The sequence below is a fragment of the Chryseobacterium aquifrigidense genome (assembly GCF_006716485.1).
Lineage (GTDB): Bacteria > Bacteroidota > Bacteroidia > Flavobacteriales > Weeksellaceae > Chryseobacterium > Chryseobacterium vietnamense.
Genome location: NZ_VFPD01000001.1, coordinates 1037973 through 1051822, shown reverse-complemented (window position 1 = coordinate 1051822; position 13850 = coordinate 1037973). Strand labels below are relative to the sequence as shown.

13 protein-coding genes are annotated in these 13850 nt (G+C 38.3%); 8 read left to right on the top strand and 5 right to left on the bottom strand.

Going from position 1 to position 13850, the window contains the following annotated elements; translation table 11 throughout:
- The first annotated feature begins 44 nt into the window (after positions 1 to 44).
- The 5 genes from FB551_RS04655 to FB551_RS04635 all read left to right on the top strand — a co-directional run bounded on the left by FB551_RS04655 (position 45) and on the right by FB551_RS04635 (position 6324).
- Positions 45 to 398 carry a hypothetical protein gene (locus tag FB551_RS04655; protein WP_142015509.1) on the top strand — a complete coding sequence of 118 codons (354 nt, stop codon included), beginning with the start codon at positions 45 to 47 and terminating at the stop codon, positions 396 to 398.
- A 131-nt stretch (positions 399 to 529) separates the two neighbouring features.
- Positions 530 to 2839 carry a TonB-dependent siderophore receptor gene (locus tag FB551_RS04650; protein WP_226798619.1) on the top strand — a complete coding sequence of 770 codons (2310 nt, stop codon included), beginning with the start codon at positions 530 to 532 and terminating at the stop codon, positions 2837 to 2839.
- 3 nt (positions 2840 to 2842) lie between these two features.
- Positions 2843 to 4288: an ABC transporter permease gene (locus FB551_RS04645; protein ID WP_142015505.1), complete on the top strand. Its 1446-nt coding sequence runs from the start codon at positions 2843 to 2845 to the stop codon at positions 4286 to 4288.
- Positions 4289 to 5635: a DUF3526 domain-containing protein gene (locus tag FB551_RS04640; RefSeq protein ID WP_142015503.1), complete on the top strand. Its 1347-nt coding sequence runs from the start codon at positions 4289 to 4291 to the stop codon at positions 5633 to 5635.
- Entirely contained in the window at positions 5629 to 6324 is a 696-nt protein-coding gene (locus FB551_RS04635) for an ABC transporter ATP-binding protein (RefSeq protein WP_047431160.1), read from the top strand. Before FB551_RS04640 ends, FB551_RS04635 begins: the two co-directional genes overlap by 7 nt.
- Positions 6325 to 6422: 98 nt before the next feature.
- Here FB551_RS04635 and FB551_RS04630 read toward each other — a convergent pair whose 3' ends face one another.
- Entirely contained in the window at positions 6423 to 7718 is a 1296-nt protein-coding gene (locus FB551_RS04630; RefSeq protein ID WP_142015501.1) for a cryptochrome/photolyase family protein, read from the bottom strand.
- A gap of 188 nt (positions 7719 to 7906) precedes the next feature.
- Between FB551_RS04630 and FB551_RS04625 the strand changes: the two genes are divergently transcribed.
- Entirely contained in the window at positions 7907 to 8149 is a 243-nt protein-coding gene (locus FB551_RS04625) for a hypothetical protein (RefSeq protein WP_142015499.1), read from the top strand.
- 21 nt (positions 8150 to 8170) lie between these two features.
- On the opposite strand, the gene FB551_RS04620 is transcribed toward FB551_RS04625, so the two are convergent.
- The gene (locus FB551_RS04620; protein WP_142015497.1) at positions 8171 to 9016 is read right to left on the bottom strand and encodes an AraC family transcriptional regulator; all 846 of its coding nucleotides are present in this window, start codon (positions 9014 to 9016) and stop codon (positions 8171 to 8173) included.
- A 71-nt stretch (positions 9017 to 9087) separates the two neighbouring features.
- Between FB551_RS04620 and FB551_RS04615 the strand changes: the two genes are divergently transcribed.
- Together FB551_RS04615 and FB551_RS04610 are read left to right on the top strand one after the other, a co-directional pair.
- On the top strand, positions 9088 to 10476 hold the full coding sequence (locus FB551_RS04615; RefSeq protein ID WP_142015495.1) for an MFS transporter: 1389 nt from the start codon (positions 9088 to 9090) through the stop codon (positions 10474 to 10476).
- 25 nt (positions 10477 to 10501) lie between these two features.
- On the top strand, positions 10502 to 10891 hold the full coding sequence (locus tag FB551_RS04610; protein WP_142015493.1) for a hypothetical protein: 390 nt from the start codon (positions 10502 to 10504) through the stop codon (positions 10889 to 10891).
- 70 nt (positions 10892 to 10961) lie between these two features.
- Here the strand turns inward: FB551_RS04610 and FB551_RS04605 are convergent, their stop codons facing one another.
- The 3 genes from FB551_RS04605 to FB551_RS04595 form a co-directional block, all read right to left on the bottom strand.
- The gene (locus tag FB551_RS04605) at positions 10962 to 11612 is read right to left on the bottom strand and encodes an HD domain-containing protein (RefSeq protein WP_142015491.1); all 651 of its coding nucleotides are present in this window, start codon (positions 11610 to 11612) and stop codon (positions 10962 to 10964) included.
- 88 nt (positions 11613 to 11700) lie between these two features.
- On the bottom strand, positions 11701 to 12558 hold the full coding sequence (locus tag FB551_RS04600; protein ID WP_142015489.1) for a helix-turn-helix domain-containing protein: 858 nt from the start codon (positions 12556 to 12558) through the stop codon (positions 11701 to 11703).
- A 120-nt stretch (positions 12559 to 12678) separates the two neighbouring features.
- Complete coding sequence (locus FB551_RS04595; protein ID WP_142018066.1) at positions 12679 to 13833, bottom strand: MFS transporter; 1155 nt, start codon at positions 13831 to 13833, stop codon at positions 12679 to 12681.
- Positions 13834 to 13850: the final 17 nt, after the last annotated feature.

Here is a 13850-nt window from a genome sequence, read left to right as displayed (position 1 = left end):
CATTCAATTTTTATCAAATTAAATTGTACATTTGCTTTTCTATTATGCAAAAATTTCTCAGAGTCTTTTTTGTTTTTTCTTTACTTCTGATATTTGTTTCAAATGTCAGCGGGGTAACCACATGTCTTGATCATGCCAGACACACCAAAAGTAAAGTAATCTATAAAAAGGGGTCAAAAGAAGAGAAAATTCCTTCCTTTTCACAGGACGACGAATGCCAGTGTGCCCTTCATATGCATATGGCTAATGTTCTTCTCCCTGAACCCTTAAATCTGGATTTTGCCATTGATACTACCAAGGATAACGAAATGCCACAGCCAAAAGCCGTTTCTTATCGTTGTCTTCTCGATTTTTTCAGCTCCAGAGCTCCCCCAGCCTTATTTTCCGCGGTAGCTTAATCAATGCTGCCCTGATTTTTCGTTTACAGATTTCCTAGTCTGTACTGTGATTCCGTGGATACCTGTGTTTTCACACAATTAAAGATATCCTTTTATTAATGGGCATTTTTACTGCCCGTATATCCCTGTTCATGATTACCAGTAATTTTAATTATTCGGGAATAATTCATTGTATTTCCCCAAACTCTGCGAAACTTTTTAGTTTAAGTTTCCTCACCGCATCTTCATTTCTGTATGCTCAGTCCCATTCTGAAGATTCCTTATCTACAGTGGTTCAAACTGTTGAGGTTATCGGAAGAAAGTCTAAAGATTATACTTCCGGCTACTCTTTCGCCGCTACTAAGATTGCGATGAAAAATAAAGATCTCCCTTTAACGCTCAATACCGTTACCAAGGAACTGATTAATGACCGCCAGGCTTTCCAGCTTGGAGATGTTATGAAAAATGTGAACGGAGTTTCTCCTTCCAGCTATTATAATCAATACAACATCCGTGGAATCAGCCAGAATGAAGAAGGCCAGATCATCAATGGAATGCGGACAAGACAATATTATTTTTTGCAACCTATGACTTCCAATATAGAACGGGTGGAAGTTTTCAAAGGTCCGGCCAGTATTACCATGTCCAGTGTAGATCCCGGCGGAACAATCAATATGGTTACGAAAAAACCGTTATCCAATCCCCGTCACGAAATCAGTTTGTCAGGGGGGAGTTTTGATACCCACCGTATCACCACGGACCTCACAGGTCCTTTAAATAAGAGCAAAACCTTACTATACCGTTTTAACGGAGCATATCAGAATGCTCATTCATTCAGGGATCATGTTAAAAACAGTGGTATTCTGATCTCTCCTTCTATCACTTTTGTTCCTAATGAAAAAACATCCGTGAATGTAGAGATGATTTTCAATGATCTGTATGGAAATTTAGACCGTGGACAGCCGATTTTCGGGGCAGTGGCTGGAAAAACAGATTTGTACAGTACGCCAAGATCTTTGAATCTGGGAGCTCCTGATGATTTTTTTAAAACCAGGGAATTAATTTTAATGGGAAGCGTTGCCCATCATTTCAATCAGTCTATCAGCTTTAATGCTTCTTATATGAAACAATACTGGAGAGAAAACCTGCAGGAGCACAGAACTACCAATTCTTTTGTCCCGGATATGGATAACAAACCGATTTCCAGCCTTGCCATGATGCAGTTTGTACAAAGGAATCAAAACTGGGCAACAGATAATATCAATGCTTATTTTAATTTTAAATTCAAAACCGGTTCAGTTCAGCATCAGGCTTTGATAGGCTATGACAGTCAGATCTGGGAAAAACGCAAAGGAGGACAGCAAAATGCAGCAAGAGGTTTTCTTTTAAAAAACGGATCTGTGGTTTCCACTTATAATCCTGCAAAAGCTTCAGATTATCAGACTATCAATTACAATGGAACAATCCTCCCTAAGCCTAATGTGACACCATTTGACCTGAATCCGGGAGCGGTCAATTATCACGGCACTGATTTTAATACGCTTAATGTGATCACTGCTCTGCCTTCTGCCCTTACTACCACTCATGCAGCGTATATTCAGCATCTTTTTACCTGGAAAAAGTTTACAATATTATCGGGAATTCGTCAGGAATGGTTTCAGGATATAACCAATTTCAAAGAAACGAATGAGACGTCTTTTAACAACAACAAACTTCTTTACAGATTCGGGATTACCTATAGCTTAACGGATTATATCAATGTTTATGGGACTTATCTTACAGGCTACCAACCACAATCCAACACCGTAACGCTGATGCCTAATACCTCCAGTCTTACGGGATCGGCAGCCAGATTCAAACCTTTAACTTCTGCTCTTAAAGAACTGGGAATCAAAGCACAGCTTTTGGGAAAGATTTCAATAAATCTTGCCGTGTATGAGATTAACCAGAAAAATATGATCATCAATGCCAATAACCCGTCTGAACCTGATGAACTTGTACAAAGAGGAGCTGACCGAAGCCGCGGATTTGAAGCTGAATTTTCAGGGCATATTCTTCCTCAATGGCATATCTACGGAGGCTACAGCTATATTGATGCTAAAATACTGGATGATACCAACAGTGATCTCGTAGGAAAAAGGAAAGAAAACACTTCTAAAAATTCAGTGAATATCTGGACACGCTACAATTTTTCAACTATTGAATTTCTAAAAGACTTTGGAGTCGGTGCAGGAATTTTATATCAAAGCTCTAAAGTTCCATGGTTTACAAGAAGTTTTGAACTTCCCGCTTATACTACATTCGATACGGCACTGTATTACACTCCGGCAAAATCTATCCAGCTTTCTTTTAATCTGAATAATATCACGAACAAAGTCTACTGGATCGGTGCTCAGAACTACTTAAGGCTGTTTCCTGGAACTCCGAGAAATTTTTTACTAACTGCTACTTATAAATTTTAAATTATGGCTATTTCAAACTTACAACTGATGGTGAGAAAAACCTGGCAGGATTTGTTTAAAGGAAAACAAAATCTCCTCACCACTATTGCTGTACTTTTATTCTGTATGCTAAGTATTGGCATAGGATATACAAAATACACGGACTCCTTTTCCAAAATAAAAGAATACCGGAAGGATGTACGGGAAAGCTGGGAGCACAGACCTGATAAGCATCCGCATCGTATGGCTCACTATGGCTATCTGGTTTTCAGAATCGGGCATCCTTTGAATATTTTTGATAACGGACTGGATGATTATCTTGGAAATGTGATATTCCTGGAAGCACATAAACAGAATACCGCTAATCTTTCGGAAGCCGGAAGTTCGGGTACTTTGGTAAGATTCGGCGCCTTTAGCAGTGCCTTTATTCTGCAGAGTATTGTGCCTTTGATTATCCTTTTTTCAGGATTTGGATTAATTGTACAGGAGCGTGAAAATGCCACTTTAAAAATCATCAGTGTACAGGGAACTTCCGGTAGGGATATTATCTGGGGGAAAATCTTGGGGCTCTGGCTGTTTTCATTATGCTTCCTGATTCCGGTAATTCCTGTTGTTTTCATCGCTGCATTCCTGTCTGAGACCACAGATTCGACGGATATTATAGTACGCTTATCACTTCTGTTACCTGCTTATATGATCTATTACTTTTTTATCTGCTCATTAACCGTTGTCATTTCTGCAAATAGTAAAAGAACCTCATCAGCATTGATCAGCCTTATTGGTTTCTGGCTTCTTTTTATAATCGTTTTGCCTAAAGGAATTCAGTTTGCAGCACAGAATTTATATCCGGCCCCTTCCCGTATTGCTTTTGAAACGACCCTGGAAAAGGATATTTTAAAATCTGGGGACAGTCATAATCCTGATGATCCTCATTTTAAAAAGATCAAAGATTCTTTACTGGCAAAGTATCAGGTAAAAACAACCAATGAACTCCCTTTCAACTATGGTGGATTCGTCATGAAGGAAGGGGAAAAAATAAGCTCACAAATCTATATCAGACATCAGAAAGAATTGCAGAACATTTACCATAACCAGCAAAATCTGACTGATATTTCAGGATTCATTAATCCCGCCATTGCCATTAAAAATTTTTCCATGATAGCAACAGGAACAGATTTCTTCTCCTATAACGAGTTTCAGAAACAGGCAGAAGAGTATCGCTATAAAATGGCTCAGCATTTAAATGATTTACAGATTGAGCATATCAGCAATATTAAACCGGAAAACGGCGGACCGCCAGCTGTCATTGACAAACACAACTGGGAAAAGTTCCCGGACTTTCAGTATCAGTATACTCCTGTTCTGAAAAGTTTACAACAACAGCCGATATCTGCTGTTGCATTAGTTTTATGGATGGTTATCTGCATCATTGCCATCGAAATAAGTGGAAGAAAATTAAAACTCATCTAAATGAATCGTTATTTATATACCCAATTTTACCGTAACAGGTCGTACATCATTGCACTCCTGTTTTTACTGATGGCCGGACTTATGGCTATTTATACAGGCAAAAAATTTCTGGACAGGAACGAAGATATCATCTCCAAAAGCGGAGCATTTCAGAAGGAAAGTATTGAAAGAAACACAAAATTTCATAAGGATGATTTGGGACTGGTCCTTTATTATATTAAGTTTAACCTGGTGAATGAAACACCAAGATTGGCAGCTTTAAATATCGGAATGCGAGATTTAAATCCTTCAATTCAGGGAGTAACCATCCGGAATCTGGAGGAACAGCGCTATAATGGGGATTTTTATAATCCCGCTAGTGCAGCAGTTGGAAATTTCGACTTTAGTTTTGTCATAGTTTTCCTGTTTCCACTGGTAATTGTCGCATTCTGTTATAACCTGATTTCTGAAGAAGAAGAAAGGGGAACCTGGAAACTGCTTTCAGTTCAAAGCGGTAATTTACAAAAGCTGCTGGATCATAAGATGTTCATACGTCTTTTAGCTGTAACCATTGTTTATGTTGTATTAATTATCATCGCATCAGTCTGGATAAAAATACCGTTAGACTCCTACTATATTGCCTTTGTGATCTGTGGCTGGCTGTATATTCTGCTTTGGTTTACTTTGTGCAGGTGGATTGTTTCTTTCCGTAAATCATCAGCTCAGAATGCATTAATTCTTCTGATTGTATGGGTTGGCATCAATTTCATTATCCCGATGAGCAGTAATATTCTGATACAGAAACTTTATCCTGTTCATGAATCTCTTAAAGCAGTAATGGAACAGAGAGAAGGCTATCATAACAAATGGGATGAGGCTAAACAGCCTACTATGGAAAAATTCTACAAAGCCTATCCCCAATACAGAAATTTCACCGTGGAAGAAAATGATGCTTTCACCTGGACCTGGTATTATGCCATGCAGCATATGGGAGACCTGGAATCTGCAAAATCATCTGAACAGTACACTGAAAAAATGCAGAAACGGAACCAGGCAGCAACTTATTTAGGGTATTTCCTGCCAAATCTACATACCCAACTGACGGAAAGCCACTTAGCAAAATCTGATATGAATAATCATTTGCAGTATGCTTCAGCGCTCAGGAAATTTCATGAGAAAAAAAGGCTGTTCTTCTACCCTCTTATTTTCTCAGGTAAGAATGCGGAATCTGTCAACTGGGCACAGCAAACCATAGAGGTATTCAAATTTTCTTCATCTATTAAATGGGTAAGAATGTTTCTGCCTTACTTCATCTTCATTGCTTTATTCATTATCCTTTCACAATACAAATACAGAAAACTATGTTAAAAACGGTCAACTTACATAAAAAATATAACGATTTTACGGCACTCCATTCCCTTAATCTGGAAGTAAAGAAAGGAGAAATTTTTGCGCTGCTCGGACAGAACGGAGCAGGAAAAAGTACAACGATCAATATTCTTCTCGGACTCATTAAAGCGACTTCCGGAGATGCTTTTATTAATGATATTTCGGTTCAGAAGGAACCTCAGAAAATTAAAAAGCATCTTGCTTACATCCCTGAAACGGTTCTTTTGTATCCCCATCTCACGGGAATAGAAAACCTTGATTTTTTCTCTAAAATTGCAGGATTTGATTATCAGAAAGATGAACTGTCTGCTTTACTTAAGCGTACCGGTCTGCAGGAAACAGCACACCAAAAAGCTTTGGGAGGTTATTCCAAAGGGATGCGCCAGAAAGTAGGAATTGCGATCGCTCTGGCCAAAGATGCCAAAGTACTTCTCCTGGATGAGCCTACCAGCGGACTGGATCCTATAGCAACAGCAGAATTTACCGAAATTGTAAGACAGCTGGGTAAAGAAGGCAGAACTGTTTTAATGGCAACTCATGACATCTTCAATGCGGTAAGTGTTGCGACTAACATCGGTATTATGAAACAGGGAGAACTTGTACAGAACTTACCTTCCAAAGCATTTACCGCACAGGAATTACAGGAGCTCTATCTGAAAACAATCTGATGATTCCGTTACTTCAGTAAGTAACTTTTCATATTAAATATCAATTGGTTGATGCCCGGTGACGATTTTGTTACCGGGCATTTTGCTTAGCCTGCTATTTATGTCAAAGCTTTTTTATATTCGGATAAAGCTCTTTCACGGGCAAAGGAGTGTTCCACTATGGGTGACGGATATGCTGATGTATTCCATTCCGGAAGCCATTTTTTGATATACAATAAGTCTTTATCAAATTTTTCAACCTGAGCTGTCGGATTAAAAACCCTGAAATAAGGAGCTGCATCACAGCCGGAACCTGCGGCCCACTGCCAGTTTCCATTATTTGCAGAAAGATCATAATCATTCAGTTTTAAGGCAAAATATGCCTCGCCCCAACGCCAGTCGATCAACAAATGTTTACATAAGAAACTCGCAACAATCATTCTTACCCGGTTATGCATATAGCCTGTCTCATTCAGTTCCCTCATTCCGGCATCTACGATCGGATATCCTGTAGTTCCATCACACCAGTGTTTAAACTCTTTTTCATTATTCCGCCAGTGGATATTGTCATACTGTTTTTTGAAAGATTGATGAACCACCTGTGGAAAATGATATAAAATCTGCATAAAAAATTCACGCCAGATCAGTTCCGAAAGCCAGACAGCATTATGCTTCAGTGCAAAATCCACACATTTCCTGATGCTGATGGTTCCAAAGCGTAACGCAATTCCGAGCTGTGTGGTATGCTGTAATGCAGGAAAATCACGGTATTTATCGTAATCGTCTATAATGGAAGCAACCAAAACCGGCTTTTTAAAATCAAAATCTGTTTTTTTGAAACCTATTTGCTTTAGAGTCACAATCTCAGAATATTCCTGAGGAAAGAGATTTTTAAAGTCTGATTCAATGGTTTTATAATGTTCAGGAGTTAAGGCTTCCCGCCACTTCTTTGCAAATGGAGTATACACCGTATATGGCGAACCGTCCTTTTTAACAATCTGATCTTTATCAAAAATCACCTGATCTTTACTGGCTTTAAAAGGGATATTCTTTTCTTTAAAAAAATAATAGATTTCCTTATCTCTCTCAATCGCCTGTGGTTCATAATCTCTGTTGCAGAAAACACCTTTAATAGTATACTCTTCGGACAATTTTCTGAATATTTCCATAGGTTTACCCAAATAGGTATTAAGTTTTGAATGGTATTTCTTCAGTGAAATATTAATATCCGTCAAAGCCTGGTGGATATAATCTACCCTGCGGTCCTCTTTATCCTCGAGTTTTCCAAGAATATCGGTATCAAATATAAAAATAGGCATTACCGCAGCGTCAGACTGAAGAGCATGGTAAAGCCCGATATTGTCTTCCAATCTCAGGTCACGTCTGAACCAGAAAATGGTGATTGTATTTTTCATAGTAGCTTAATTCAAATTCATTGATCATTCCTGCTTTGGAATGACTTCATAACTAAGGATAAATATACAGATTTTAGCCCATAAATATTTTTAATAATTTGCATTATCCGGCGTTATCATTACAGTTTCCATGATGATATCAATTAAAATTTTCCGACATTTGCCGAGTTATAATTGAAATTTAAAGCATGGAAGAATTTGAAGTACCGGTAACCTATAAGGGTAAAGAACTGCTTTTCAACGGAAAGCTTGCCACATTCTCTTATGGATATAAACTGTACGTGGATGTAAATGGAACTGAGGTTGTTATTGAGCGTGATGATCACGGAGACTTAAGAGCTCTTCTGCCGGATGCTGCTTCGGAGAAAAATATAGATAAAGGGCTTATAGAAGCTATTATTGAGGTATTTAAAGAGCTTCAGGTTTTATAATTCGTTTTCTGAATGCCAGAATTATTTGAAATTCTTTCTGTATTCACCAGGTGTTATTCCCCTATATTTCTTAAAAAGTTTGGAAAGATGGCTTTCATCACTGAACTGAAGTTCATAAGCAATTTCACTTAAACGTACACTGCTGTATTTCAAATAGGTTTCAACCAGTTTCAGTCTGTAATCCAGCAGATAATCCTGATAGGAAATTCCCGTCTGCTGTTTAAAATATTCCCCGAAATAATTCCCGGAAATCCCAAAATGATCAGCAATAACCTGAATTCCTGTTTTCTCGCGATCTTTGATATGCTGTTGGATATAAGCAATAATTTTCATGATGGAGAAAGCCTTTCGGTTTTCCTGCAGGTCTGAAGTTTCACTTTGAATGATATTTCTGGCAATCAGGTTGAGAAGGATCGACATACAATTGCGGATAATAAGATAATCTTCCGCTTTATTTTTAAACTCATTCGCTATCTGCTGAATCAGGGTTTTGGCAAATTGTTCATCATTTGTATTTCTGAAGACACAGCCTGCCCTTGCATGATAATTATGGCTGATGTATTGCAGCTTATATAAATTCTCACAGCTCTCAATACGGTCTGCTTCCAAACGGATTTTATCAATAAACTCCACCGGACACTGAATACTGATAAGCTGAGCAGTTTCACTCTCAAAACGGTACTCTTCCTGTTGAGGAATAATGAAAAGCTTACCCTCAGAAAAATTAATACTGCGGCCATCATACACAAGTGTACCATTCCCTTTAGCAATATAAACGAATGAGAGGGAGTTTTTTGTTTTAAATACAATCTCTCCTTTCAAGTCCAATTCTCTTACATCAAGCTCTTCAAGAGGCAATCCTTTCATAATAAACCATATTTTCCTCCAAAAGTACAATTTTAACAGAACACAAAGCGGGTAATTTTGCATAAAAAAATATGAATGCACATCCGAAACGCTGGCAGGCACTTAATTTTCTGATTGCCGGAGCTTTTCTTTCTCCCCTGGATTATTTTATTGTCAACATGGCGCTGCCATCAATTAAAAATGCATTCAGCGCCAGTGATCATCAACTTCAGATGGTTATCGCCATCTACGGACTTACTTATGCGGCGCTCGTGGTTTGTGGTGGACGTCTGGGAGATATTTATGGGCGTAAAAAAGTTTTTATTTCGGGGTTATATACGTTCCTGTTTTCATCACTTGCCTGTGCTTTTTCTCCTGATGTTACATGGCTGATTGTTTTCAGAATGTTTCAGGGGATTGGTGCTTCATTGCTCTCTCCTCAGGTATTAGCGTCCATAAAAGATCTTTTCAGCAGTCAGGAACAGCCAAAAGCTGTAAGTCTTTTCAGTTCAGTATTTGGTCTTGCTTCAGTGATCGGGCAGTTGTTTGGTGGAATTCTATTAAGCATGCATTGGGGGCGTTTTTCCTGGGAAATGGTATTTCTTGTGAATGTACCGATTACAATTATCTGCATTCTGGGGATTCATTTTACGATGGATAACAGTAATAAGAAAGAGCAAACAGCAATAGATTTTATAGGAGCATTGTTATTAATCATGGCATTACTCCTACTCATCTGCCCACTTATTTTCGGGCAGAAGTTCCGCTGGGCGCGGTGGATTTTCGGAATTCTTTTTGCCGGAATTTTATTATTAATTTCATTTTTACAATATGAGACGAAACAACTTCAAAATAATCGTCCGATCCTTATAGATCCGGCATTGCTGAAGCAAAAACCATTTGCATTAAGCCTTATGATTATCTTCTTCTACAATTTCACTGCAGGATTATTCATTTGCTATCCTTATTATCTTCAGCAGTTTCTTCATCAAGACTCTATGCAGACAGGATTAGCTATTGTTCCTTACGGACTGGCTTTCTTCATGGCACCGTTGATTACCTCACGGATCCGTTTGAAATCTTCAAAAATAATCTACGGCGGATTGGGGTTATTGATAACGGGTTTTTTAACGGGTGCAGTAACTTTTTATTTTCAGCAAAAACCTTCTTTTATCACTCATGTTACCCTGTTTATAGCCGGATTTGGGCATGGTACTATTATGCCGGTTATGATGCGAACCGCTATTTCTTTGGTTTCCAAGGACAAAGCAGGACAGGCTTCAGGGCTGGTAAGCATAGGAATTCAGATAGGAAGCGTCACCGGAGGCGCTATTATTGGTACGTTATTTTTTAATCTGATATCCATTCTGGGATTCACAGAGGCATTTGCCGCAGCTGTTGGAATGATTGGTGCTTTTCAGGTGGCCGGATTATGGGCAGGAAGCAGATTAAGAAAGAGTATTGATGAAAAATCAATTTAATTTTAAAAATATATACATTTAAAATATGAACAATACAGAAAAGATCATTGGTGAAATTGAAGGATTTCACAGGAATATTGAAAAATGGTTTCAGGGGAAAACAGAAGATCAGGAAAGTCTTTATAAAGAATTATTATCGGGATTTTCAACGGATTTCAAGATGATTAACGGAAACGGAGATACGGTTACATTATCTATGCTTGAACACTGGCTTCCTTCCGTATTTGGAAAATTTCCGGAACGCAATATTGAAGTTGAAAATATAGAAGTACAGTATTCTGATCATCATGGTCTTGCCACTTATACTGAGACTCAGGTGACCGGAGAAACTGCAAATAAGAGACAGTCTTCAGCTGTTTTTCTATTAAATGAAGAAAAAGCGCTGTGGCTTCATCTTATTGAAAACTGGATGTAAACAGTCTGTAAAAGCCCTGATCATTTTGCTGATGATCAGGGCTGTTGTTTTAACAATACCATTCTTTTTCCTATTCAGACCACGGAGAATGTAAAATACAGTCGCAGAAATTTTTCCTTTTAAAATTAGGAATCATGAAGGCACAGACATCTGCTTTTATATTCCCAAAAGTAGTTTCTGTTTTATGTTCAAAACCACTGAAAAAAGCCGGAATAATCTTCTTTTTAAAGTCATTTCTCGGGAAAGCTTTAATAATTTCTTCACGATGTTCCGTACTCAGGTTTTCATATCCTTCTCCCATTACGTCCAATCCTACACCGGAATACATTAAAGCGACTTCATTTTCTTTGTGTTCTGCAATTCCAATAGTGGTGTGAAGCGCAATAGTATCCCAAACGAGCTGAAGTTTATCCTGAGCAATACCATGACCTTTCAGAAAGTCTCTGGCTGCATTGGCTCCATCTACCTCAAACCTTAGATCAGGGCTGCTGTAATGAGAGACAAGTCCCAGATCATGAAATACAGATGCCACATACAATAATTCCGAATCATGAGTTTTATTTCCGCGCTTGGCATTTAATGATGAAAAGAGGAAAACACGCAGGGAGTGATTGTAAATAAATTCTGTTCCGTGTTCCAGCAGAAGTTCTGTGGCTTCAGTTGCAATTTTACTGTCCGGAATGGTGATTCCAGCCACTTCTTTCATACGTTTTACTGACATATCTTATAATTTTATCCAAAGATATCCTGATTATTGAAGCCCCGGAATATCAATAAATACCGATGAGATGTCAAAATTTCAGAGAGGATTATATTCCGATATGAATGAATTTGCTGCGGTAGTGTACCGGAGATATTTCCGTATTTTTTTTAAAGAAATGACTGAACTGTTCCGATGTAGCAAAATTAAGCTGACAGGCAATGTCTTTTACAGAATAAGAACTGAACTGAAGAAGTCTTTTGGCTTCTGCAATGATTTGTCCGTTGATGATTTCTTTGGCACTTTTATCAGCACAGCGTTTACACAATTCACTTAACCTTCTGGGTGTTATATTCAACCTCTCAGAATAGTCATTCACGGCATGAAGACTGCGGTACTGACTGCTCAAAAGCTCCAAAAATTTACGGTAAATAATATAATCCTGAGTATCAAAGGTTTCTTCTTTTACCATTTTTATATTAGCCAGCTTGATCATTATGATTTTTAAATAGGCAGCCAGAACGTCCATCTGGTTGGTATAAGAATCGGCATTGTATTCCGTCAGTAAGTTTGTAAACAACCTTAAAAATTCTTCTGTTTCATCCCCATCTGGTAATAACTTTTGGTTTGCAGCAGCGTTATTAAACAGAACAGCCTTGCAATTGCTGGCGCTGGAAGGCACTCTTTCCCAGAAACAGTCGCCGAAAGAGATATGATAGCCACAGACAGAAGCATCGTTCTCAAACCTGCAGATCTGACCTTTAGCCAATAAGAAAATTTCCTGATCCTTTATATCAAAAGAAAATTCGTCTATCTTCAGGACTCCCTTACCATTTTCAATAACTATAATATGATGATAATTAAGCCTTACAAAGTCTCCTGAATAAGGAATATCATCCTCCAGCCTTTTTATGGAAAAAGAATGATGAATGGCATCTTCGGTTACAATTCCTGAGACTGGCTTCATAAAGGAAATTTTTTAATAAAGATAGAAAGATTTTAAAATGCAAGATTAACAAGGAATAATGAACCGGAAAATGTCAAAATTTGCCAGACACATGTCAAAATATTCTGAAAAAGTGTAGTATTATTTTCTGAAAACCTTCATCTGACCTGCCATAATCGCCAGTAAAATTCCAAAACAGGCAAAAAGACCATAGGAATATCTGAGATCAAAGCTTTCTGCAATATATCCGATAAGTGGCGGTCCCATTAGAAATCCCAAAAATGAAATACTGGAAACAAATGACAAAGCAATACTCGGCGCTACCGTACTCACCTTTCCTACCGTACTGTACACGGACGGAACACTCAGGGAACTTCCAAGGCCGATAATCATAAAGGCAATAATGCAGATCCACAGTTCCGGGAAGAAAACGCTTAGAAAAAGTCCGCTGCTCATCAATAGTCCACAACATTGCAAAACAATCTTTTTCCCATATTTCTCAATGATTTTATTCCCGATAAAACGACCTAAAGTCATCATTAAGATAAAACTTGTATATCCCAGTATCACAAGGTTTTCAGGCGCTTTAACTATAGTTTGAAAATAAACCCCGCTCCAGTCGAACATCGCTCCTTCAATGGCCATACTCAGGAAGCCTATAATCCCCAATCCAATTAAAGTAGGATTCACCGCTTTGAATATGGAACGGGTCTGAGGCTCTGCTTTATGGATGATATTGGTAAGATTTCTTTTACTGTAGAACCAAAGTATTCCTACAAGAATGAAAATAAAAACAAAATGATAAAAAGTTCCTACATGAAGATTAATCATCAGCAATCCGATTACCGCTCCTGTAAGTCCTGCAAAACACCACGCTCCGTGATAGGAAGACAAAAGCGTTCTTTTCGTTATAGATTCTATTTCTATCGCCTGCGTATTAATGGCAATATTGCACAGGTTCCCGGACACGCCGAAAAAGAACAGAACAGCACCTAAGGTCCAGTAAGAAGGTGATAAACCAATCAAGAGAAGAAAAAAAGGATAGAGTAAAAAACATCTTTTAATGATCCCGCTGCTTCCGTAGATACTGATCAGTTTTCCAGCCAGAACCATTGTTGAAAGCTGCCCTATCGGCATCAAAAGCAAGAGTGTTCCTAATTGTGCTTCATTAATGGAAAGAGCCGTTTTAATGATGGGAATCCGGCTCGCCCAGGAGGAAAAAACAAGCCCATGGGCAAAGAAAAGTAAAAAACAGGCGGTCGGCATTTTTGCATTAAAAGATTGGGTCTCGTTCATCATTAAAGGGGAATAAA